The organism is Rhodanobacter sp. T12-5 (assembly GCF_008329435.1).
GTDB lineage: Bacteria > Pseudomonadota > Gammaproteobacteria > Xanthomonadales > Rhodanobacteraceae > Rhodanobacter.
This window is the reverse complement of the sequence record NZ_NPKN01000006.1, coordinates 211486-234943: the sequence shown is the minus strand read 5'-3', so window position 1 is coordinate 234943 and position 23458 is coordinate 211486. Positions and strand designations below refer to the sequence as shown.

The window sequence follows — 23458 nt, the reverse complement described above, 5'->3', positions numbered from 1 at the left end:
CCATCCTGGCCCGACAAATGCCAGGAGTGTGTCACGAACCGGGGTGATAGATCCGTTCGGTATGTCCTTTGAGCTGCTCGGGCCAGTAGTAGACCGTGCGCAGGTTGCCGGTGGTGTAGCGTTCGGCTTCGTCGTTGAAGTGCGGCGAGTCCGGGTGACCGCTTTCGCCGCCGGCGGTGATCGCGCGGGCGTGCACTTTCGGGCCGAACTCCACCACTGCGACGAAGCTGTTGCCGCTGGTGCCGTAGTAGCGTTTCGTGCCCGGCCAGCGGTGCGCGCCGAACGAGGCCAGCGAGCCCCAGCGTGACGAGACGAAGGGGACCGGGATGCTGGGTTTGGCATCGTCGAACGGTTGCACGATGTCGCCGTTGACGCGCTGGAAGCGGTTGATCTCGCCCCACGGCGTACCCCAGTTGCCGAAATCCTTTTGCAGTCGATCGGACGCTTCGGCCAGCGCCTGCAGGCGCGCTTTCGCGCCGGCTTTTTCGGCCATGTAGTCGTAGATCGACAGGCCTTCGGCGGTATCGGCCTTGCTGGCCTTGTCCCACAGCGTGTCGCCCCAGAACACCGCCAGCGAGGTCGGTATCGAGGCGATGCCCCAGCGGTAGTCCCAGCTGCGCAGCACGGCGATCTGGCCTTTCAGGCGGGACTTGAGCGGGTCGCTGGCGGGCAGCGCGTCGTAGTCGGCGATCAGGATCGGCAGCTGCCGTGCGAACGCCGGCAGGTACGAGTCGAAGGCCTTGGTGATCAGCGAGGCCATCGTGACATCGTGCGCGCCGGTGAGCAGGCTGGTGGCGTGGATGCCGCGCGGGTTCTCGCCGAAGGTGTCCATGTAGCGCGGGTAGTCCGCGCGCTTCGGGCTGTACTTGCCAGCGGCGGAGTAGGGCCAGTCGTTGGTGTTGAAGACCCAGCCGTTGGGCGGATCGACCACGTGCGGTGCGGCGTCCAGCGGCAGCAGTCCCTGCCAGTCGGTGGCCGGATTGCTGCCGTCGACCGGCTTTGTATAGTCGAAGCGGTCGTCGCGCTTGGGGATGAATTGCGGGTGCAGGTAGGCGATCTCGCCCTTGTCGTCGGCGAACAGGGTGTTGTTCGACGAGTTGGCCTTCAGCTCGGCCACCTTCATGTAGCTGGCGAGGTCGCTGGCCTTGGTGCGCAGCCAGCTCTGTTCGAGTGCGGCCATCGGCTTGTTCATCAGCGCGGTGGCGATCCACTTGCCGTCGGCTTCGCGCACGATCGGACCGTGATGGGTGAAATAGGCGGTGAAGCTGCGCGAGGCCATCGAGCCGTCCTTCGCCCGATACGGCACGCTAATGGTGCGCGTGGTGACCGGCCGCAGCTGCTTGCCGTAGCGATAGAACAGCTTGCCGTCCTTGTGCACGATGGTCTCGGCGAACTCGTCGACCACGTCGGCACCGGTCGAGGTGTGCATCCAGCCGATGTGGTGGTTGAAACCCTGGTAGACGAAGAACTGGCCCCAGGTGACCGCGCCGTAAGCATCGAGCCCGGCGTCGCTGGTCATCTGCAATTCGGAGCGGAAGAAGAACGAGGTGTGCGGGTTGATCAGCAGCAGCGCGTGGCCGTCGGCGGTGAGCTTAGGCGCGATCGCGATGCCGTTCGAGCCGGTGGGTTCGGCCCAGCTTGCCGGTGGCTCGACTCGCGCGACGGCCGGCGTATCGTGGCCGTAGAACGCTTCGAGCTGGTCCAGCGATACGCGTTCGATGTCACCGCCGATGCTGCCCTCGCTGAAGCTCAGCGCCATCCACGGCTCGAAGTGTTTGATCACGCGCGGATGCACATCCGGATGCGTGGCCAGGTAGTAGTTGAGACCGTCGGCCCAGCTGTTCATCAGCGCCTGCAGCCAGGTCGGGCTCTTCGCGTAAAGCGTCTTGAGCGTGGCCGGATCGATGAACAGCTTCTGTCGCAGATCCTGCCAGATCGCGGATTCGCCCTCGGTTTCGGCGAGCCGGCCCATCGCGTTGAGGTAGTTGGTCTCGACCCGGTTGAAGTCGTCCTCGGCCTGCGCGTAGCTCATGCCGAACACCGCGTCGGCGTCGGTCTTGCCATGCACGTGCGCGATGCCCCAGTCGTCGCGGGTGATCGTGACCGCCTGCGCTTCATGCTGCCAGCGTGCCTGATCGGACGATGGCGCCTGTGTCGCGGTGGCAGCGCCTGACGCGAGCAAGGTCGCCGCCAGCAGCAGTCGCACCCATTGGCTTGCATGGTGCGCGGAGGGGAGATTTATCGCAGTGGGCATGGTCGCAATTCCCGTAGGGTGGATGGCGCTGCCGTCCCGCGTTCGAACACCGGAGCGGACCACCCCCGGTCGATTCGCAGGCACGACATGGCCGGCCAACATTAGCAGGCTCCCGCCGTTTCGGTTGAGACAAGCGCCGTCCGGGCGAGGATGAAGGCGCATGCCGCGCATGTCGAAATCGCCCGATGCCATTCGTCGCATGCAGGAGATCCGGGTTCCCCGGTTCCGTTTCCCCACCAGGAGGACATCCCCATGCAGATCCAGCCCTATCTGTTTTTCGACGGCCGCTGCGAAGAGGCCATCACGTTCTATCGCAAGGCGCTTGGCGCCGAAGTGGTCATGCTGATGCGCTACGGCGACAGCCCGGCAGGCGAGGCGACATGCCCCGATGGCACGCAGCCGCCGGCCGACAAGGTGATGCACGCCTGCCTGCAGATCGGCAGCGACCAACTGTTGCTGTCGGACGGTTTCAGCGGCGGACACCCCGAGTTCAAGGGCTTCTCGCTTTCGTTGTCGCCGGCCGACGATGCCGAGGCCAGTCGCGTGTTCGATGCGCTTGCCGATGGCGGGCAGGCGAAGCAGCCGCTCGGCCCGACGTTTTTCGCGTCGAGCTTCGGCATGCTGGAGGATCGTTTCGGCGTGTCGTGGTTGATCGTGGTGGCCACCCGGCCTGCGTAGATGCACTGGCATCAGCCGTCGTCGCCGGTGTCGAAGTACAGCAGGGTCATGCCTTCGCCGGGGACGGACTGCCGCCCCGTCATGGTGGCGATGCCGTTGGTCGAGCAGCGCAGGATCCACGCCATCACCCATGGTGCCCGGTTCGGCTGCAGCCCCAGCATGCAGCGCACTTCGCCGAACAGCGCCTGCCCGGTAAGCGGGTGCCGGCCGATCGGGACTTGCCGGAACCGGTTCTGCACGATCCACTGGCGCGGCGTGGGCAGCGTGGCCAGCTCCGCCGCGGTCGGGGCCAGCAACAGCCCGGCGCCCGAATGCGCGCTGACGGATTTGGCCACCCATCTTTCCGGATTCGCCCATTGCGCGGCGCGGGCCGGACTTTGCTCGACCCAGTGGCAAGCCTCGTGCGGCGCCAGTGGAACATCCGCCAGGCTGCCTTTGTGGATGCCTTCGTACCAGGCCGGATGGCTGTGCCAGCCGACCCGGTTGGCGGCCACCAGCACGGCTTTGGCCACCGGCTGGTCGACCGCGGAAAGGTCGGAAAAAATCAGCCGGTTCCACACGTGGCTGTAGCGCCGTGCCGTGCCGGGGCACCACAACAGGCCATCGGCAGGCACCACGTCGCGCCAGTCGTGCACGGCCACTTGCCACCAGTGCCGCGCGGCATCCAGGTCGGGCCATGTGGCGCGCGCGCGCGGTCGATCCTCGATCAGCACGGTCGCGGCATGCGGCGCGACCCACTGGCGCATGTGTTCGAGCCATGAGGCGTTGCCTGGCACCGCATCGTGCGGAAGCCAGTTCGCCCTGCCGTGCAGGCGGCGCTGTGCCAGATGCAGGGTGTGGAACGTCGGCAGCATCGAAGTGAACGCCTGGATCTCCACCCAGGCCAGATCGAAAGGTTGCTGCGGGTGTTCGACGAAGGCCAGGTCCAGTGCGAGGACATCGGCCCGTGCGCCCGGCCATGCGACGCGGGCCGGGTGCAATTGCGGGGCGAGCGCATCGACCAGGTGCGTGACCTTGGCGGCGAGGGCCTGGCGAAGCGCGTCGTTGCCCACGGCGCAATGGTCGGACATCCCGCTCTGCGGGAGGTGCGGCGCGCCGACATCCGCCAGCGCCGTGGCCAACCGGTCGGCACCCAGATACTCCAGGCGAAGTTGCGGCCAGGCGTTCATCGCCGTTCTCCCGCGTGCTGGGGAATCGTGGTGTCGTCGAAGGCCAGGTTGGCCATCCATTGCAGGGTGGTGCGCCAGTCGCCATGCCGACGGACCTGGCCGCGCAGCACGTCGGAGAACGTGCCCTGGCTCAGCGCATCGGCCAGATGCCGCTCCCAGTAGGCGCGTTCCGCCGCGTCGGCCGCGCAAGCGGCGATGCGCGACCACCATCGTTCGAAATGCAGCGTGGTATCGCAGACTTCGTCGCGGTCCCATTCGATCCATCGGGCGTCCAGCCCATGCCGCCGCGCGCGCCATTTGTTCTCGTCGATGCATGCGCGCGACCACACCGGGCCTTGCCGTCCGCTGGCCAGCTCGCGCAGCAGGGTTTCGGCCTCCCACTTCAGCAGCGTGGCGACCAGGCCGATGCGGCCGAGGTCGGGATGGGTATCCATGATGCGCACTTCGAGGGTGCCGTAGCGATGATGCAGGCGCAGGTCCTGCCACAGGCCCTGGTCCTGGTGCAGGCAACCCGCCCGCTGCAGTCGACGCACGTGCGCCTCGTAGTCTTGCGTGCTTTCCCACGGATCGGGCGTGCCCATGCGCGGATAACGGTCCAGCAGGCTGTGCCGCCACGAGTGCAGGCCGGTATCGCGGCCCTCCATGAACGGTGAGCTGGCGGACAGCGCCAATACCTCGGGCAACACGTGCCGCAAGCGGTTCATCACCGCCATGCGCGGTGCGTCGGCGGGGAAACCCAGGTGCAGATGCATGCCGAAGCTCAACGCGCCGCGCGCGATGTCCTGGTATTCGTCGACCAGCCGGGCGTAGTGCGGATGGTCGGCATCGTCGTGCATCGACTGCTGCTGCCACGACGCGGTGGGGTGGAGCCCCGCGATGAGTATCCGCTGGCCCTGTGCCGCCGCCTTGCGCCGCGCCTGCATGCGCAGCGTGCGCAGCGCAGCGAGCAGGGCCGGCACACCCGTGCAGATGCGTGTCTTGATCTCGATCACGCAGCGGTGGATTTCCTTGTCGATCAAACCCTCTGGCGTGACGAATTCGGACAATCCCGTCGCGTAGTCGTGCGCGACCAGCTGACCGTACTCGTCGATGACCTGAACTTCTTCCTCCATGCCCAACGTGACCATGTGCCCGCCTCCAGTGGAAAAGAGGTCGAGCGTAGTGGGCTTGCGGTGCCCGCCATGCAGGGGCGTCAGCTCCTCGCAAACGCCATCGGAAGGTCAATCCGGCGAAGACTGGCGTGGCGGCAGCCACAGGCATGCAGGGAAGGATGCCGTGGCGGATGGCGATGGAATGCCGGCCCCGGCCAGGGGCCGGCATTCCGTCCGGAGGGTTCAGTCGTCGCTGGATTTCGGCACGCTGACCGTGCCCTTGACGCCTGCATGATGGATGTCGCCGCTGCCGCTGGCGGCGACCGTGAAATTGCCGCCCACGCCATTGGCATCGACGTCGCCGGACCCGGTGCTGCCGACCTTGACGTCGCGGCCGACGTGTTCGAGCGTGATGTCGCCGGAGCCGGTATGGCCGATGTCGACGGAGCCGCCGACATTGCTGAAGGCCAGGTCGCCGGAGCCGGACCGTCCGGCATGCACGTTGCCTTTCACGCCATCGACGCCGACATCGCCGGAGCCGGTCTGGCGCAGGTCGACGCTGCCGACGCGGCTGGCTTTTGCATCGGCCGATCCGAGCTTCAAGGTCAGCATGCCGGCGATGTCGGCGGCGACCAGATCGCCCGAACCGGAGTCGAAATCCAGTGAGGCAAGGTTGGCGGCCTGCACATCGCCGGATCCGCTGCCGATGCCGATAGCGAGCGACGCCGGCACGCGTACCTGCAATTTCAGGTAGGCATAGCTGGAGCCGAACAGGCCGGAGTTCATGCCGTCGTGATTGTTGCGGGCCTGCACCGAGGCGTGCTCGCCGACGTGGTCGGAGGTGACCTGCAGGTCCTTCAGCCACGCCGCGTCGGAAGCACAGGCGGTGCCGCGCACCTCGATCCTGGTCAGGCCCGGTACGCTGCGGATGTCCATATCCGCCGAGCCGAGGGTCACGCTCAGGCTCTTCAGGCCGGCAGCGTCGATGTCGGTGTTGCGCGGTGCGCTGAATTGGCAGGGCGTTGCGGCTGCCGCCAGCGACGGCAAGAGCAGCAACAGCAGGGGAACGATCTTTTGCATGGCATGTACTCCGTTGGGCAATCCAGCCTCTGATGCGCGCGGGTGGCACAGCGTTTACACGAGTGGCCTACCAGATGCGCACGCGATCCTTCGGCGCCAGATACAGCTTGTCGCCTGGCTTGACGTCGAAGGCTCGGTACCACGCGTCGATGTCGCGCACCGGGCCATTGACGTGGAACGCGCGCGAGGAGTGCGGATCGCTGGTGACCTGGCGGCGGATCGCGTCGTCGGTGAGCTTGCCGCGCCATGCCTGCGCCCAGCCGAGGAAGACGCGCTGGTCCCCGCTGAGGCCGTCGAGCACCGGGGCGGGCTTGCCGTCCAGCGAGGTATGGTAGGCGTCCAGCGCCAGGGTGAGGCCGCCGAGGTCGGCGATGTTCCCGCCCATGGTGAGGTCGCCGTTGATGTGCACGCCGGGCAACGGCTGGAACGCGGAATGCTGCCTACGGGTTCGCGCGGTGGCGAAAACATGGATGCGGGGTTCATGAGCGGCACCGGCGATCCCGGGTGACCGTCTCGGGCGAGCGGCCGCCCTTCGGGTCGGGGTTTGACGGTATGCGTGGATGCGCGGGCGCGCGCAAGATCGTAGGCTGGACGGTGTTGGGGTTCGTTTGGCCGTCCATTTTTCGCGACACGAGCGACGCATGCCGTCGTGTGCGGTGCGCGCAGCAGACGTCCCATGTCATGCGACATCCCCGAATTCATGGCTTTCCGGCAGCGTCTCGCGTTGACGGATCACGGTCGGCAGCGGGAATCCTCCCCCGTCGGCCACAAGGCAGCAACCACCGCAACATCCAATCTCGCAGGAGAGTCCCATGAACAATCATTTCGAACGCACCGGCCCGTTGACGGAACTGAGCAGCTACCCGCAGTGGGCGCAGCAGATGGTCGCCGATTGCGAAAGCACCAAACAGTCCGTGGTCCAGCATGAACTGTGGGACCTGATGCGTGGGGCAACCCTCGATCAGGTGTCCACGGCGAACTTCATGAAGGGCATCTGGCCGGTGATCGAGCGATTCCCGGCCTACATGGCGCTCAGCCTGCTCAAGACCCGGTTCGGCCGAAGCCCCGGCGACAACCTCGCGCGCCGCTGGCTGGTGCGCAACATCCGGGTCGAACAGAACCACGCCGAGTACTGGCTCAACTGGGCCGAGGGTGCTGGTGTGCCGCGCGACGAGGTACTGCATGGACGGGCACCGCATGGCACCGGGACGCTGGCCAGCTGGTGCGAGGAGGTCTGCACCGGGGGTACGCTGGCGGCCAGCATCGCCGCCACGAATTACGCGGTCGAGGGAGCTACCGGCGAGTGGTCGCAACGGGTTTATGAGAGTAAAACGTATGCTGAAAGCTTCCCGGCAAGCGAACGGGTCGGCAGTCTGCGCTGGTTGCAACTGCATGCCGCCTATGACGACACTCACCCGTGGGAGGCGCTGGAGATAGTCTGTACCTTGATGGGCATGACGCCGTCTGCCGATGAAGTGACCCACATCGGCGACTGCATCAAGCGCAGCTACACCAGCATGTGCATCAGCATGGACCGCTGCCTGCACGTACGCCGCAACCTGGAGGCGATGAGCGAAGCCGCCGCCTGACCGGAGCGGTCGGTGTAACGTGGCGACCGCGCACCCACGAGACGCCGGTCATGGTAGAAGGGGTTACCGATGCGTAACGCGCAAGCCACCTTGCAACGACCGCTGTCCAGGCGCCTGATGCCGCTGGCGTACGCGCTGGCGGGTATCGTGGGGCTTATCCTGGCGCTGACCTGGGGAGCCCTGCAGGTCCAGATCACTCTTGCCGGTTTTCTCAACGGCGAGAGTCTCTGGTCCAAGGCGCAGAAACAGTCCGTGATCGACCTGGAAACCTATGCGACCAGTGGCGCAGCGGCGGACCTCGCCGACTTCCACCGCCACTACGCGGTGCTCGAATCCGACCGCTGGGCACGCGACGCCATCGCCTCGGGCGACTTCGACCGGGAGAAGGTGGTGAAGGCGTTCGCCCGCGGCAGCGTGATCCCCGGGGCTATCCCCGGCATGATTTTCATCCTGCAGCATTTTCGCTCCGCTCCGCACATCAGCGTGGCGTTGCAGGCGTGGTATTCCACCGATGATTCGATCGCCGAATTCGCCGGCATCGCGAACGAGTTGCAGGCGGCGTATGCCGGCGGCGGCCCGTCGGTGGCGGAGCTGGCTCGGCAGCGAACCCGCATCCAAGCGCTCAACGACTATATCGAGCCGCGCACGAACGTGTTCTCGCTGGAGATCGCGCATGGAGCTGCCTGGGTCGGCACGATCCTGTTTTCCAGCGTGCTCGCCGCGGCGTGCTTAGCCTTGCTGATGTGGCTGGGCATGGCGCGCCGGATTCTGGCCAGCGTTCGTGGTACCGAAGAGCGCTATCGCCTGCTGTTCGACAGCGCTGCCGATGCGATCGTGATGGTCGACGAAGCCAGCGGGCGGATACTGGATGTCAATCGCACGGCATCGACGTGGACCGGGCGCGGGGTGAACGAACTGATCGGCGACCGCTTCGTGCACCTGTTCATGCAGTCGTTGTCCGGACAGCAGGCGGGACGGGCGGCCAGCAATACACTGCTGGGAATGAACGGCGCCACGCGGCCGGTGGAAACCCAAACCAGTCTCGTCGATTGGGGTAGCCAGCCGGTGCGCCAAGCGATCATCCGCGACATTTCCGAGCGGGTGGCGATGGAGCAGGAGCGGCGGGTTGCCGCCGAGGCCCTGGCCAGCATCGCCGAGGGCGTGATCATTGCCGACGCGACCCGCCAGGTGATCTCGATCAATGCGGCGCATACGGTGCTCACCGGCTTTACCCTCCAGACACTGCAGGGCAAACGCCTGGACGATACCCGCCGCCTGGCTGATGGCAGGCCGCTGCCGCAATCGATATGGGATGGTGTTGCCGATGGCCGGAACTGGCTCGGAGAAGTGCAGAGCACGCGCAGCGATGGCAGCCACTACCCCGAGCAGCTGAGCGTCAGCGCTATCCGCAATGCCGACAACCAGGTGGTCTATTATGTCGCGGTTTTCACCGACATCCATGAAGCGAAAACCAACCAGAAGCGTCTCGAACATCTGGCCAAGCACGATCCGCTGACGGGCCTGGTCAACCGCGCCGAGTTCGAGCGCCGTTGCGCCGATGCGATCGTCGTGGCCGAGCGCGAGCGGCTGGCGGTGGTGGTGCTGTTCATCGACCTGGACGCGTTCAAGATCGTCAACGACAGTTATAGCCATGCGATCGGCGATCGCCTGCTGATCAAGGTGGGCGAACGCATCTGTCGGCAATTGTCCGAGGGGGACGTGGCCGGGCGCATCGGTGGTGATGAATTCACCGTGTTGATCCCGCGACTGATCCTGCGCGAGGACGCACGGGCGATCGTCGGCCGCCTGCTGGCCACGCTGTCCGAACCGTTGCTGGTGGACGACTACGAGATCGTGCTCAGCGCCAGCATCGGCGTGGCCGGTTATCCGCTGGACGGCGACGACGCGGCGGCGCTGATCGCGAACGCCGATGCAGCCATGTATGCCGCAAAAACCGAGGAGCGCAACGCATTCCGCTTCTACACGCCGATGATGCATGCCGGTACCCGGCGGCGGCTGCAGATGGCCGCGGAACTGCGTCAGGCGCTGGTACGCGAGGAATTCCATCTGGTCTATCAGCCAAGTGTCGAGATGCGCACCGGACGGATCGTTGCGGTGGAAGCCCTCCTGCGCTGGCAGCATCCGGAGCGGGGCGAAGTGATGCCGGCCGAATTCATCCCGGTCGCGGAGAGCCTGGGCCTTATTCGGCGCATCGACGAATGGGTATTGCAGACGGCGTGCGCGCAGATCCAGGCGTGGGATCTTGCCGGCGTGCCGCCGATCCGCGTGGCGGTAAATATTTCGGCGCGCTGGTTCGGTCATCCGGCCTTTGTTGAGGGAGTAAGCCGCACCTTGCATTCCAGGCGCCTCTCGGCGCACCGCTTGCTGCTGGAGATCACCGAAAGCGCCATGCTGCGGCTGGGTGACGACACCGAGCGCACGATGAAGACCCTGCACGCGCTGGGCATCGATGTGGCGATCGACGACTTCGGCACAGGTTATTCGTCGATGGCCTACCTCAAGCTGCCGGCGGTCGCCTATCTGAAGATCGACCGCTCCTTTGTCACCGGCCTGCCCGGCAGTGCGAATGATGCGGCGATCGTGCAGGCGATGCTGGCCATGTCCAAGAGCCTCGGCCTGACCACGATCGCCGAAGGCATCGAGACCGAGGCTCAGCATGATTTTCTGCTGCAGGCGGGCTGCTTCGAAGGGCAGGGCTATCTGTATTCGTACCCGCTCCCGGCGGCGAATATCCAACGGTTGTTGTGTCCGAGCCACCCGCAGACCACGGCCAAACTCAGGCTGGTGCCGCCCAAGCGCAGCTGATTCCACGCATTGCCCATGCAACCGTGCCGGTCGCTTGATGTGCATCAGGGCGCGCGGACGGAGACCGCGGAAGACTGTTGCGAGTTTCCCAGCGGCGCCCCTCATGTCCGACAGCGTTCCGATTCCCGACGGCAGCAAATTCGTCAGTCCGCAAGGTACCCGCGCGGTCAAGGGCGGCATTCGACCGAACGCCGCCAGCAGCGTGCCGGATGCGAGCCGCAAGCCGCCATGGCTACGGGTGAAATTGCCGTCCGGAGCGCAATACGAGGCCGTGCGCGAGATCGTGCACGGCCACAAGTTGAATACGGTATGTGCCGAATCGAAGTGCCCGAACATCGCCGAATGCTGGGGTCGGGGCACCGCCACGTTGATGCTCATGGGCTCGGTGTGCACGCGCGCGTGCAAGTTCTGCTCGGTCAGTACCGGCAACCCGAACGGCTGGCTCGACCCGCTGGAGCCGCTGCAGGTCGCCGACGCGGTGGCATTGATGGGTCTGAAGTACGTGGTGCTGACGTCGGTCGATCGCGATGACTTGGCCGATGGCGGCGCCGCGCACTATGCCGCCTGCGTGCAGGCGATCCACCGGCGCTCGCCGCAGACCGCGGTGGAGGCGCTGACCCCGGACTTCGCTGGCAATCTCGCGGCAGTTGCCACGGTGCTCGATGCCGGCCTGGTCACCTATGCGCAAAACATCGAGACGGTGGAACGGCTGACCCACCCCGTGCGCGATCCGCGCGCCGGCTATGCGCAGACGCTCGGCGTGCTGGCCTTCGCCAAAAGGCACGCGCCGAAGACGCTGACCAAGACCAGCCTGATGCTGGGCCTGGGCGAGACCGACGCGGAGGTCGAGCGCACGCTGGACGATATACGCGGAGCCAACGTCGATGTCGTTACGCTGGGCCAGTACATGCGGCCCAGCCCGCATCACCTGCCGGTGCAGCGTTTCGTCACGCCGGACGAGTTCAGGCACTACCGCCAACTGGCGCTGGACAAGGGCTTCCTGGAGGCGGTCGCCGGGCCGCTGGTGCGTTCGAGCTATCGCGCCGAACGCGTGCTGGAGCACAACAATCTGGGTTTGTGATCGGGCATGCGGTCAGCCGGTACGCCGTTTCATCGTTCGTTGGCAGCAGGAGGTACCGCCATGTCACTGCCTGTTTCACATCGCTTCCCGTTTCGCTCTCTCGCCCGGACGGATTCCGCCGGATCCGGAGGTGCCGTCGTGGAAACCGCGGCCGCGCGGAGATCGCGCGAACTCCGGCTCAAGCGCGAAAGGCTCATCGACGAGGAACTTGCGCAGAGCTTTCCCGCAAGCGATCCGCCGAGCTGGGTGCAGGGTGTGGCACCGCAGCCCGCTGCAAGCGGATGCCATGAAGGGTTCACCAAGGATCAATGAGGAGTCATGTCATGGATACATCCATCTACCCGCAGGCCACCGCAGGGCTCGCTCACAAGCGCCGTGAACTGGCGCCGGAGCCGCTGAAGGCGTTCAAGGCGTTCAGCGCCGCGGTATTCGCCGATGGCGCGTTGCCGAATGTCACCAAGCAGTTGATCGCGGTGGCGGTGGCGCACGTCACCCAGTGCCCGTACTGCATCAAGGGCCACACGACCGAAGCCTTGAAGCAGGGGGCCAGCGAGCAGCAGATCATGGAAGCGATCTGGGTCGCCGCCGAGATGCGCGCGGGCGGTGCGTACGCGCACTCCACGCTGGCGCTGGACGTGATGCAGCACGCGCATGAGGTGGCCTGAAATGGCCACGCGCTTTGCCACGGTGTCGCACGACATTCTCGATGCGGTAGGCGACACGCCGCTGCTGGAGATCGAGGGCGTCTACGCCAAGATCGAGTTCCTCAATCCGTCCGGCTCGATCAAGGCGCGCATTGCCAAGTACATGATCGAGCGGGCCGAGCAGGAGGGCCTGCTCAAGCCCGGCGACACCATCGTGGAGGCGACCAGTGGCAACACCGGCAATGCGTTGTCGATGGTGGCGGCGGTGAAGGGCTACCGCATGCTGGTGGTGATGCCCGAAGGCATGTCCAGTGAGCGCGTGGCGATCTCGCGGGCATACGGCGCGGAGGTGCTGTTCTGTGGCAACTTCCACGTCAACGAGGCGCTGAAACGGGCCCGCGAACTTGGACAGCAACCCGGCTACTTCGCCCCCGGACAGTTCGAATCGGAATGGAACGTGGAGGAAAACCGTCTGGTACTGGGGCCGGAAATCCTGTCCCAGCTGCCGCCGGGTCAATTGCCGGACGCGCTGGTGCTGGGCGTGGGTACCGGCGGGACCCTGATCGGCGTGGGCCAGGCGTTCCGTGAGGTCAATCCGAATGTGCGGCTGTTCGCGATGGAGCCGTCCGAGTCGTGCACGATCCTGTGCGGCGAGATCGCGATGCACACCATCGAAGGCATTTCCGACGGCTTCGTCCCGGGCATCTTCCAGCGCCATGCCGGTCTGGTGAACGAGATCCTTAGCGTGTCCAGCACCGAGGCCGTCGCCGAGATGAAGCGACTGGCGCGCACCCACGGACTATTCTGCGGACCGAGTTCCGGCGCACACCTGCTGGCCGCCAAGCGCGTCCGCCAGAACTTTCCCGAGCTGCGCACCGTGGTCACGGCATTCTGCGATGAAGGCGAGAAATACCTGCACGAATACTTCATGCACGCCGATGCCGCCGAGGTGGACGCGACACACTTCCGCTGACTCGCAGCGCCTGCCCTGCGTTGCGGGTCTGTCCTACAGCGGCGCGCAGTGGCGGTTCAACCATTCCAGGTCGGCATCATCCAGCAGCGGGCTGAGGGCGGCGCGCACGCTGGCGTGATAGTCATCCAGCCAGGCGCGTTCTTCCGGGTTGAGCAGGCCCGGTTCCAGTGCGCGACGGTCGAATGGACACATCGTCAGCGTCTCGAAGGCGAGGAATTCGCCGAACTCGGTACGGTCGGCCTCGATCACCACGGCCAGGTTTTCGTGGCGGATGCCGTGCCGGCCGGGTTTGTACAGGCCGGGCTCGATCGAGCTGATCATGCCAGGTTCCAGTGGCACCAACGCGCCACCGGCGACCGGTGCCCGGATCGAGTGCGGGCCTTCGTGCACGTTGAGGAAATAGCCGACGCCGTGGCCGGTGCCGTGGCCGTAATCCATCCCGCTGGCCCACAATGGTGCGCGTGCCAACGCATCCAGCTGCGGTCCGCTGGCACCTTTGGGGAAGCGCGCACGCGACAGTCCGATCATGCCTTTCATCACCAATGTCGCGTCGCGGCGTTGTTCCGGCGTGGTCTCGCCGAGCGCCAGAACGCGGGTGATGTCGGTGGTGCCGCCCAGGTACTGGCCGCCCGAGTCGATCAGCAGCAGGCCCTTCGCCTGCAGTGTGCTGTGCGACTGCGGCGTGGCGCGGTAATGCGGCAACGCGCCGTTCGCCTGGTAGCCGGCGATGGTGGCGAAACTCTCGCCCACCCAGCCGGGCTGGGCCGAGCGTTCTTCGTGCAGCAGGGTGTCGACGTCCAGCTCGGTCAGCGTCATGCCGGCGGCGAGGCGCTGCTCCAACCGGCGGAAGCCACGCACCAGCGCGGCGCCGTCGCGGCGCATCACGTCGCGGATGTGGTCGAGTTCGGCGGCGCTCTTGACTGCCTTGAACGCGGTGCTCGGATTGGCCGCCTCGATGCGGGTGACGGCCGGCGCAATGGCGGCGGCGATCGAGCTGACCACCCGGCCGCTGTCCAGCAGCAGGTGGTCGCCGGCACCCAGTTCCTGCAGGGTCGAGGTGATCGAAGCGTAGTCGGCAATGCCTATGCCGTCGGCGGCCAGCTTCGCGACCAGCGCGTCGCCGAGCTTGGCACGGCTGACAAACAAGGTGGCGCGCTGGTCTGCCTGCACCAGCAGGTGGGCCAGGAACACCGGGTTGCACTCGACGTCGCTGCCGCGCAGGTTGGTCAGCCAGGCGATGTCGTCGAGGCTGGACAGCAGGTGATGGGTGGCGCCGAGCTTGTGCATTGCCTTGCGCAGGCGAGTGAACTTTCCGGCGCGTGGAACGCAGGCATAGGCCGGATCATGCTCGACCACCGGCGCCTGCGGCAGGGCGGGGCGATCCGTCCAGATCATCCCGGGCAGGTCCAGGTCGGTGCGCACGATGGCCCCGGCATCGGCCAGCAGGCGCTCGATCTGCTTGCAGGTGGTTACGGCCACGCTGTCGCCGGCCGCCGCCAGCACGTCGCCTTCGTTCAAATGCTGCTGCAGCCACTCCAGATGTTCCGGTGTATGTGGCACGCGCAGCTTCATCAGGCCGATGCCGCTGCCCGCCAGTTGCTGCTCCGCTTGCGAGAAATAGCGCGAATCGGTCCATAGGCCGGCATGCTCGCGGGTCACGATCAGGGTGCCGGCCGAGCCGGTGAAACCGGACAGCCACTCGCGCGCCGACCAGTGCTCCGGCAGATATTCGGACAGGTGCGGATCGGCGCTGGGAATGAGGACGGCGGCGACGCCATGCTGCTGCATGGCCGCGCGCAGGGCGGCGAGACGGGCGGGAATGGGGTTGTTCATCCGGCCATGCTAGCAGGCGGTCTGCGGCGTTTTCACCCGCTGTGGAGGTGCCGGAAATGAACCGACAGCGACGAATTCTCGATTGCCATCTCGCAGTGCGACGCTTCTGCAGCTAAAATGCCAATTTCCAGCACGGCTGCTCTCCATGACCCCCCTGATTTTCGTCACCGGCGGTGTGGTGTCCTCGCTTGGCAAGGGCATTGCTGCGGCGTCGCTCGCTTCCATCCTCGAAGCCCGCGGCCTCTCGGTCACCATGATGAAGCTCGATCCTTATATCAATGTGGATCCGGGCACGATGAGTCCCTTCCAGCACGGCGAGGTCTACGTGACCGACGACGGTGCGGAGACCGACCTCGACCTCGGCCACTACGAGCGCTTCGTGCACACCCGCCTGACCGGCAAGAACTCGATCACCACCGGCAAGATCTACGAGAGCGTGATCCGCAAGGAGCGCCGCGGCGACTACCTGGGCGCCACCGTGCAGGTGATCCCGCACATCACCGACGAGATCAAGCACTGCATCCACGAAGCCACCCGCGGCTTCGACGTGGCGCTGGTGGAGATCGGCGGCACCGTCGGCGACATCGAATCGCTGCCGTTCCTGGAGGCGATCCGCCAGCTGCGCGTCGAGCAGGGGCCGGAGAAGGTCGTGTTCATGCACCTCACCCTGGTGCCTTTCATCAAGGCTGCCGGCGAGATCAAGACCAAGCCGACCCAGCATTCGGTAAAGGAATTGCGCTCGATCGGCATCCAGCCGGACATCCTGCTGTGTCGCTGCGAGGAACCGTTGCCCGAGGCCGAGCGCCGCAAGATCGCGCTGTTCACCAACGTGCCGGAATCCGCCGTGATCAGCGCCGCGGATGTCGACGTGATCTACAAGATGCCGCTATGGCTGCACAGCCAGGGGCTGGACGACATCGTGGTGAAGCGGCTCGGGCTGGATGCCGGCCCGGCGGACCTGTCCAGTTGGCAGCGTACGGTCGACGCCGTGGAACACCCGAAGGACGAGATCACGGTGGCCATCGTCGGCAAGTACGTCGAGCACAAGGATGCCTACAAGTCGCTGGGCGAGGCCCTGCGCCATGGCGGCATCACGCAGAAGACGCGGGTGAACCTGGACTGGATCGATTCCGAGCAGGTCGAGGCCGAAGGTGCTGCCAAGGTGCTCGGCAAGGCCGATGCGATCCTGGTGCCGGGCGGTTTCGGCAAGCGTGGTTTCGAAGGCAAGGTACTGGCGGCGAAATACGCCCGCGAGCATGGCGTGCCGTACTTCGGCATCTGCTATGGCATGCACGCAGCGGTGGTGGACTTCGCCCGCAACGTGGCTGGTCTGGCTGACGCCGATTCCAGCGAGAACGACCGCAACACGCCGAACCCGGTGATAGGCCTGATCACGGAATGGACCACGGCCACCGGCGAAGTCGAGCAGCGCAGCGACCGTTCCGACCTCGGCGGCACCATGCGCCTGGGGTCGCAGGAGTGCCGCCTGAAGGCCGGCACGCTGGCTCGCGAACTGTACGGCCATGACGTGGTGCGTGAGCGCCATCGCCATCGCTACGAGTTCAACAACCGCTACCGGCAGCTGTTCGAGGACCTGGGGCTGGTGATTTCCGGCAAGTCGATGGACGACCTGCTGGTGGAAATGATCGAGTTGCCGCGACAGCAGCATCCGTGGTTCCTGGCCTGCCAGGCGCACCCGGAATTCACCTCGACGCCGCGCGATGGGCATCCGCTGTTCATCGGTTTCGTGCGTGCCGCGCGCGAGTACAAGGCGGTACACGAGGGCGAGCCGCTGGCAAAGGAGTCGGTGGCATGAAACTCTGCGGATTCGATATTGGCTTGGACCAGCCACTGTTCATGATCGCCGGCCCCTGCGTGGTCGAGTCGGAACAACTGCAACTGGACACGGCCGGCACGCTGAAGGAAATCACCGACCGGCTCGGCATCCACTTCATTTTCAAGTCCAGCTTCGACAAGGCCAATCGTTCCTCCGGCGAGAGCTTCCGTGGACCGGGCCTGGAGGAAGGGCTGCGCATCCTCGGCGAAGTAAAGCGCCAGATCGGCGTGCCCGTGCTCACCGACGTGCACGAATACACGCCAATGGATGAAGTGGCGTCGGTGGTCGACGTGCTGCAGACGCCGGCCTTCCTGTGCCGGCAGACCGACTTCATCCAGAAGGTGGCGCGCGCCGGGAAACCGGTGAACATCAAGAAGGGCCAGTTCCTGGCGCCATGGGACATGAAGCACGTGGTGGCCAAGGCCAAGGCCGTCGGCAACGACGACATCATGGTGTGCGAGCGCGGCGCCAGCTTCGGCTACAACAATCTTGTCTCGGACATGCGTTCGCTCAGCGTGATGCGCGAAACCGGCTGTCCGGTGGTGTTCGACGCCACCCATTCGGTGCAGTTGCCGGGCGGGCAGGGCGCCAGCTCCGGCGGACAGCGCGAGTTCGTACCGGTACTGGCGCGCGCGGCGGTGGCCGTGGGCGTGGCCGGCCTGTTCGCTGAAACCCATCCCGACCCGAGCAAGGCGCTGTCCGACGGCCCGAACGCCTGGCCGCTCGGCAAGATGGAAGCACTGCTGGAAACCCTGCTGGAGCTGGATGCCGTGACCAAGCGGCACGGTTTCCTGGAGCAGGATTTGCCGCTGTAGGAGCCCTCTTGCGGGCGATGCTTTTTTGCCAACCCAAGGAGCATCGCCCGCAAGCGGGCTCCTACGATCAACCTTCACAGACGGACGACCATGACGACTCAGATCACCCGCATTCACGCCCGTGAAATCCTCGACTCGCGCGGCAACCCCACGCTGGAAGCCGAAGTCACCCTGGCCGACGGCGGCTTCGGCCGCGCCGCGGTGCCCAGTGGCGCCTCCACCGGCTCGCGCGAGGCGGTGGAGCTGCGCGATGGCGACAAGTCGCGCTACGGCGGCAAGGGCGTGAAGAACGCGGTGGCGAACGTCAATGCCACCATCGCCGATGCGCTGAAGGGTTTCGATGCGGCCGACCAGAAGGGGCTGGACACCAACCTGATCGCGCTTGACGGCACCCCGAACAAGGGCCGGCTGGGCGCGAACGCCTTGCTCGGCGTGTCGATGGCGGCCGCGCACGCAGTGGCTGCGTCGCGTGGCGAGCCGCTGTGGCAGTACTTGTCGAACGGCAAGCCCGGCGCCCTGCCGGTGCCGATGATGAACATCATCAACGGCGGCGCGCACGCCGACAACAACGTCGACGTGCAGGAGTTCATGGTGCTTCCGGTCGGCATGCCGAACTTCGCCGAGGCGCTGCGCGCCGGTGCGGAAATCTTCCATGCGCTGAAGAGCGTGCTGCACGGTCGCGGCCTCAGCACCGCCGTGGGTGACGAAGGTGGTTTTGCGCCGAACCTGCGCTCCAACGTCGAGGCGATCGATACCATTCTCGAAGCGATCAACAAGACCGACTACAAGGTCGGCAGCGAGATCCTGCTCGGCCTCGATGCGGCCAGCTCGGAGTTCTACAAAAACGGCAAGTACGACCTTGCCGGCGAAGGCAAGCAGTACAGCTCGGCGCAGTTCGTCGACCTGCTGGCGAGTTGGGCGAAGCAGTACCCGATCGTCACCATCGAGGACGGCATGGCCGAGGGCGACTGGGACGGCTGGAAGCTGCTCACCGACGCGATCGGCGAGCGCGTGCAAGTGGTCGGCGACGACCTGTTCGTCACCAACCCCGCGATCTTCAAGGAAGGCATCGACAAGAAGATCGCCAATGCCATCCTGATCAAGGTGAACCAGATCGGCACGCTGTCCGAGACGCTGGAAGCGATCGCGATGGCCGACGCGGCGAAGTACGCGGCAGTGATCTCGCACCGCTCCGGCGAGACCGAGGACACCACCATTGCCGACATCGCGGTAGCCACCACGGCAACCCAGATCAAGACCGGTTCGCTGTGCCGCAGCGACCGTGTGGCGAAGTACAACCAGCTGCTGCGCATCGAGGAGGCGCTGGGCTCGGCCGCGCGCTATGCCGGCCGCGATGCGTTCCCCAACCTGACCCGTCTGCCGGGCTGAGCGGAGTCATCGGACGCCCATGCTGCGCTGGATCGCCCTGGTTCTGGTCCTGCTGCTGATCGGTCTGCAGCTGAAGCTGTGGACCGGCAGCGGCAGCATGCACGAAGTGGACAGCTTGCGCGTGGCGGTGAAGAAACAGGCCGACGAGAACGCGAAGCTGCTGCAGCGCAACCAGGCGGTCGGTGCCGACGTGCTGGACCTGAAGCACGGCGACCAGGCGGTCGAGGCGCGTGCGCGCACCGAACTGGGATTGATCAAGCCGGGCGAAGTGTTCTACCAGGTGGTCGAACCACCGGCTGGTGCTGCCACCGCGCTGCCGCCACCGCCACCTGCCAAGCCCGCCGGATCGCCATGAGCGCGCCGATGGTGTGGTGCGTGGTGCCGGCGGCGGGGCGCGGCACCCGTGTCGGCGGGAGTTGCCCCAAACAATACCTGCCGCTGGCAGGGCGAGCGCTGATCGAACACACGCTGGAGCGACTCGCCGCGCATCCGCGGATCGCCGGCCTGCTGGTGACCCTGGGTGCGGACGACGCGCAGTGGCCCGGCATCGGTACGCTCAACGGCAAGCCGGTGCTCACCGCAGTCGGTGGCGTCGAGCGCAGCGATTCGGTGCTGGCCGGAATCGATGCACTGCCGGCGTCGGTGGGCGCGGACGATTTCGTGCTGGTGCACGACGCCGCGCGCCCGTGCGTGCGGCTGGCCGATATTGGCCAATTGATCGAATTGGCCAGTGCGGCCGACGGCGGGCTCCTGGGCGCGCCGCTGCGCGACACGCTGAAGCGCGCGAATGCGGCTGGCCGCAGCGAGTCGACCGAGCCGCGCGACTTGCGTTGGCGCGCCTTCACGCCGCAGATGTTCCGGCGTGGTCAACTGGCGGCGGCGTTGCGTGAGGCGGCACGACGCGGCGTGAACGTCAGCGACGAAGCGATGGCGATGGAGCTGGCCGGCTTCGCACCGTTGCTGGTCGAGGGCGCCGAGGACAACATCAAGGTGACCACGGCAGCGGATTTCGCGCTGGCCGAGTTCCTGCTTTCGAGGACAGGAGGGTGTGCCCATGGGTAGCAAGCCGTTCGCGCGTTGCCCTGCGGGCCAGGGCGGTTTGCTCACGCAGCTGGGTCATCGCGCAGTCGTGTATCGACATACACTTCCTCGATCTTCCTTGCTGCGCGAGCAAACCGCTCCCGGCGCGACCAACTTGCTACCCAAGGACACACCCTAGATGCGCATGGGCCAGGGTTTCGACGTGCATGCATTCGGCGAGGGCGACCACGTCACCCTGGGTGGCGTACGCGTGCCGCATCGTCGCGGCGTGGTGGCGCATTCGGACGGCGACGTGGTGATCCATGCGCTGTGCGACGCGATCTTCGGCGCGCTGGCGCTGGGCGACATCGGCCAGCATTTCCCGCCGTCGGACGAGCGCTGGCGCGATGCCGACAGCCGCCAGTTCCTGCGTCATGCGGCGACGCTGATGGGGCAGCATGGCTACATACTGGGCAACGCCGACATCACCGTGATCGGCGAAGCGCCGAAGGTCGGCCCGTACGCGCAGGCGATGCGCGAGAACCTCGCCGCCGACCTGGACAGCGAGGTCGGCCGCATCAGCGTCAAGGCCACCACCACCGAAAAGCTCGGCTTCTGCGGCCGGGGTGAAGGGATTGCCGCACAGGCGTGCGTCCTGCTGGAGCGCGCGTGACCGAAGTAGAGGCCCGCAGCGCCGCGAACCGGCTGCACGACCAGCTCGAAGCCATCGTCGAACTGCTGCATCGGCACGAGGACGATGGCCGTCTGCCGGCTGACGTGCTGGCGGAGCTGCGCCGGCAACTGGACGAGCTGCATCCGGCCGATATCGCCTTCATCCTCGAATCGTTGCCGCTGGATGAGCGTCTCGCTGTCTGGCAGTTGGTCAGGGCCGACCGCGACGGCGAGATCCTGCTGGAAGTGTCCGATGCAGTGCGCGAATCGCTGATCGCGGACATGGACCGGCACGAGATCCTCGCCGCCGCCGAAACCCTGGACGCCGACGAGCTGGCGGATCTGGTCGAGGACCTGCCCACCGCGGTCCTGCCGGAGCTGATGGCCAGCCTGGATTCGCAGCAGCGCGAGCAGGTGCAATCGGCGCTGTCCTGGGAGGACGACCAGCTCGGCGCACTGATGGACTTCGAGATGGTCACCATCCGCGAGGATGTGAGCCTGGAAGTCGTTTTGCGCTACCTGCGCCGCTGGGACGAGCTGCCGGCACAGACCGACAAGCTGTTCGTGATCAACCAGGACAACCTGCTCACCGGCGTGCTGCCGCTGCACTGGCTGTTGGTGAACCCGCCGGAAAAAATGGTCAGCGCGGTAATGGCACCGGACGTCAACACCTTCCATCCCGCCGACGACGCCTACGAAGTGGCGCAGGCGTTCGAACGTTACGACCTTGTCACCGCACCGGTGGTGGATGACTCGGGCCACCTGATCGGGCGCATCACCATCGACGCGATGGTCGACGTGATCCGCGAAGAGAGCGAAAGCGAAGCACTCAGTCGTGGCGGCCTGCGCGAGGAGGAGGACATCTTCGCTTCGGTGTGGGCCTCGCTTAAAAACCGCTGGTCGTGGCTGGCGATCAACCTGGTCACCGCCTTCATCGCCTCGCGCGTGATCGGCCTGTTCGAGGACTCGATCGAGCGCCTGGTGGCGCTGGCCACGCTGATGCCGATCGTGGCGGGCATCGGCGGCAACTCCGGCAACCAGACCATCACCATGATCGTGCGCGCGCTGGCACTGAACCAGATCACCGCCGAAAGCGCGAAGCGACTGTGGCGCAAGGAGCTGACCGTGTCGCTGTTGAACGGACTGATCTGGGGTAGCGTGATAGGCCTCGTGGCGTGGCTGCTGTACGACAGCCTCTCGCTGGGTCTTGTGATGACTGCGGCGATGACGCTGAACCTGCTGCTGGCCGCGTTCGCCGGCGTCGGCATCCCGGTGCTGATGACGAAGTTCGGGCGCGATCCGGCGCTCGGTTCCAGCGTGCTGATCACCGCCATGACCGACAGCGGAGGCTTCTTCATCTTCCTGGGGCTGGCCACGATTTTTCTGGTGTAGTTCGGGAGCAGGGGCGAGGCGGGCGTCTCCGTCGGATAAGCTGTCTGCGATCCCCACTACGCGACCCTGACCCCATGTCCGAACTTCCTTACGCCTGCGGCACTCCTCCCTTGGCCGCACGTCTGCGTGCCAGTCCCGAGGATTTCCAGGTCGAGGAGATCCTCGGTTATGACGCCGATGGCGTCGGCGAGCACGTACTGCTGTGGGTGGAAAAGCGCGGCGCGAATACCGACTGGGTCGCGCGCGAACTGGCGAAATTTGCTGGCGTGCCGCAGGTCGCGGTCGGCTACGCCGGGATGAAGGATCGCCATGCCGTGACGCGGCAGACATTCTCGGTGCAACTGGCCGGCAAGACCGACCCGGACTGGTCGACGTTTCCGCATGCCGAGGTGAAGGTACTGGCGGCAACCAGGCATTCGCGCAAGCTCAAGCGCGGCGCACTGCGCGGCAATCGCTTCGTGCTGGTGCTGCGCGAAGTTCAGGGTGATCGGGCTGCTGCCGAACAGGTGCTGCAACAGATCGCTGTGCGTGGCGTGCCGAACTATTACGGCGAGCAGCGTTTCGGTCGCGAAGGCGGCAACGTGGAGCAGGCAAGGGCGATGTTTGGCGGGCGCCGCGTCGAGCGCGACAAACGCTCGTTCCTGCTGTCCGCGGCGCGCTCGCACATCTTCAACAACGTGCTGGCTGCACGGGTCGAACGTGATGCGTGGGACAAGCCGCTTGACGGCGAGATCTGGTCGCTCGCCGGCTCGCGTTCATGGTTCGGCCCGGAGCCATTCACCGATGTGCTGGCCGAGCGGCTGGTGCGCGCCGACATCCATCCGTCCGGCCCGCTGTGGGGCCAGGGCGAGCCACCGACCCAGGCCGAGGCTGGCGCGCTGGAGCGCGAAATCGGTGCGGCCAACAGCGATCTGGCCGCCGGACTGGCAGCGGCGCGGATGGATCAGGAGCGCCGTCCGTTGCGGCTGCTGCCCAAGGACCTGAAATGGCGCTGGCTGGACGACGCCTCGCTGGAACTGTCGTTCGAACTCCCGGCCGGCGCGTATGCCACGGTGGTCGTGCGCGAACTGGCCACGGTCTGAAAGTGGGAGCGACTTCAGTCGCGATGTTTTTCC

At 66.0% G+C, this 23458-nt stretch carries 21 protein-coding genes; 15 read left to right on the top strand and 6 right to left on the bottom strand.

The window, feature by feature from the left end:
- Positions 1-31: 31 nt before the first annotated feature.
- Complete coding sequence (locus CIW53_RS13405; RefSeq protein ID WP_172969668.1) at positions 32-2254, bottom strand: penicillin acylase family protein; 2223 nt, start codon at positions 2252-2254, stop codon at positions 32-34.
- A gap of 252 nt (positions 2255-2506) precedes the next feature.
- On the opposite strand from CIW53_RS13405, the gene CIW53_RS13400 reads away from it, so the two are divergent.
- On the top strand, positions 2507-2932 hold the full coding sequence (locus tag CIW53_RS13400; protein ID WP_149365216.1) for a VOC family protein: 426 nt from the start codon (positions 2507-2509) through the stop codon (positions 2930-2932).
- 11 nt (positions 2933-2943) lie between these two features.
- Here CIW53_RS13400 and CIW53_RS13395 read toward each other — a convergent pair whose 3' ends face one another.
- The 4 genes from CIW53_RS13395 to CIW53_RS18085 all read right to left on the bottom strand — a co-directional run bounded on the left by CIW53_RS13395 (position 2944) and on the right by CIW53_RS18085 (position 6915).
- Positions 2944-4101 (bottom strand): hypothetical protein, encoded by a 1158-nt coding sequence (locus CIW53_RS13395; RefSeq protein WP_149365215.1) that lies wholly within the window; start codon positions 4099-4101, stop codon positions 2944-2946.
- Positions 4098-5228: a YbdK family carboxylate-amine ligase gene (locus CIW53_RS13390; protein ID WP_149365214.1), complete on the bottom strand. Its 1131-nt coding sequence runs from the start codon at positions 5226-5228 to the stop codon at positions 4098-4100. Before CIW53_RS13390 ends, CIW53_RS13395 begins: the two co-directional genes overlap by 4 nt.
- Before the next feature lie 207 nt (positions 5229-5435).
- Positions 5436-6272: a DUF4097 family beta strand repeat-containing protein gene (locus CIW53_RS13385; protein WP_149365213.1), complete on the bottom strand. Its 837-nt coding sequence runs from the start codon at positions 6270-6272 to the stop codon at positions 5436-5438.
- 67 nt (positions 6273-6339) lie between these two features.
- Positions 6340-6915 (bottom strand): M13-type metalloendopeptidase, encoded by a 576-nt coding sequence (locus CIW53_RS18085; protein ID WP_277949639.1) that lies wholly within the window; start codon positions 6913-6915, stop codon positions 6340-6342.
- A gap of 169 nt (positions 6916-7084) precedes the next feature.
- Between CIW53_RS18085 and CIW53_RS13375 the strand changes: the two genes are divergently transcribed.
- From CIW53_RS13375 to CIW53_RS13350, 6 genes are all read left to right on the top strand, one after another.
- Entirely contained in the window at positions 7085-7861 is a 777-nt protein-coding gene (locus tag CIW53_RS13375; RefSeq protein WP_149365212.1) for an iron-containing redox enzyme family protein, read from the top strand.
- 69 nt (positions 7862-7930) lie between these two features.
- Positions 7931-10687: an EAL domain-containing protein gene (locus CIW53_RS13370; protein ID WP_242451907.1), complete on the top strand. Its 2757-nt coding sequence runs from the start codon at positions 7931-7933 to the stop codon at positions 10685-10687.
- A 103-nt stretch (positions 10688-10790) separates the two neighbouring features.
- A complete protein-coding gene (gene lipA, locus CIW53_RS13365) occupies positions 10791-11768 on the top strand; it encodes a lipoyl synthase (RefSeq protein WP_149365211.1) in 978 nt (325 codons plus the stop codon).
- 60 nt (positions 11769-11828) lie between these two features.
- A complete protein-coding gene (locus tag CIW53_RS13360; RefSeq protein ID WP_149365210.1) occupies positions 11829-12080 on the top strand; it encodes a hypothetical protein in 252 nt (83 codons plus the stop codon).
- A gap of 11 nt (positions 12081-12091) precedes the next feature.
- Positions 12092-12433, top strand: a complete 342-nt coding sequence (locus CIW53_RS13355) for a carboxymuconolactone decarboxylase family protein (RefSeq protein WP_149365209.1) — start codon at positions 12092-12094, stop codon at positions 12431-12433.
- Between the two features lies 1 nt (position 12434).
- Positions 12435-13385 carry a cysteine synthase family protein gene (locus CIW53_RS13350; protein WP_149365208.1) on the top strand — a complete coding sequence of 317 codons (951 nt, stop codon included), beginning with the start codon at positions 12435-12437 and terminating at the stop codon, positions 13383-13385.
- A 33-nt stretch (positions 13386-13418) separates the two neighbouring features.
- Here CIW53_RS13350 and CIW53_RS13345 read toward each other — a convergent pair whose 3' ends face one another.
- Entirely contained in the window at positions 13419-15218 is a 1800-nt protein-coding gene (locus CIW53_RS13345) for an aminopeptidase P family protein (RefSeq protein ID WP_149365207.1), read from the bottom strand.
- Positions 15219-15363: 145 nt separating this feature from the next.
- On the opposite strand from CIW53_RS13345, the gene CIW53_RS13340 reads away from it, so the two are divergent.
- From CIW53_RS13340 to truD, 8 genes are all read left to right on the top strand, one after another.
- Positions 15364-17034 carry a CTP synthase gene (locus CIW53_RS13340; RefSeq protein ID WP_149365206.1) on the top strand — a complete coding sequence of 557 codons (1671 nt, stop codon included), beginning with the start codon at positions 15364-15366 and terminating at the stop codon, positions 17032-17034.
- Positions 17031-17870 carry a 3-deoxy-8-phosphooctulonate synthase gene (gene kdsA / locus CIW53_RS13335; protein ID WP_149365205.1) on the top strand — a complete coding sequence of 280 codons (840 nt, stop codon included), beginning with the start codon at positions 17031-17033 and terminating at the stop codon, positions 17868-17870. The genes CIW53_RS13340 and kdsA overlap by 4 nt, the downstream gene beginning before the upstream one ends.
- A gap of 90 nt (positions 17871-17960) precedes the next feature.
- A complete protein-coding gene (eno, locus tag CIW53_RS13330) occupies positions 17961-19259 on the top strand; it encodes a phosphopyruvate hydratase (RefSeq protein ID WP_149365204.1) in 1299 nt (432 codons plus the stop codon).
- A 19-nt stretch (positions 19260-19278) separates the two neighbouring features.
- Positions 19279-19614: a cell division protein FtsB gene (gene ftsB, locus CIW53_RS13325; RefSeq protein WP_149365203.1), complete on the top strand. Its 336-nt coding sequence runs from the start codon at positions 19279-19281 to the stop codon at positions 19612-19614.
- Complete coding sequence (gene ispD / locus CIW53_RS13320; protein WP_149365202.1) at positions 19611-20321, top strand: 2-C-methyl-D-erythritol 4-phosphate cytidylyltransferase; 711 nt, start codon at positions 19611-19613, stop codon at positions 20319-20321. The genes ftsB and ispD overlap by 4 nt, the downstream gene beginning before the upstream one ends.
- 157 nt (positions 20322-20478) lie before the next feature.
- On the top strand, positions 20479-20952 hold the full coding sequence (gene ispF, locus CIW53_RS13315) for a 2-C-methyl-D-erythritol 2,4-cyclodiphosphate synthase (RefSeq protein ID WP_149365201.1): 474 nt from the start codon (positions 20479-20481) through the stop codon (positions 20950-20952).
- Positions 20949-22343: a magnesium transporter gene (gene mgtE / locus CIW53_RS13310; RefSeq protein WP_149365200.1), complete on the top strand. Its 1395-nt coding sequence runs from the start codon at positions 20949-20951 to the stop codon at positions 22341-22343. The genes ispF and mgtE overlap by 4 nt, the downstream gene beginning before the upstream one ends.
- Before the next feature lie 74 nt (positions 22344-22417).
- Positions 22418-23425, top strand: coding sequence for a tRNA pseudouridine(13) synthase TruD (truD, locus tag CIW53_RS13305; RefSeq protein WP_149365199.1), 1008 nt, complete (start codon positions 22418-22420; stop codon positions 23423-23425).
- Positions 23426-23458 lie beyond the last annotated feature (33 nt).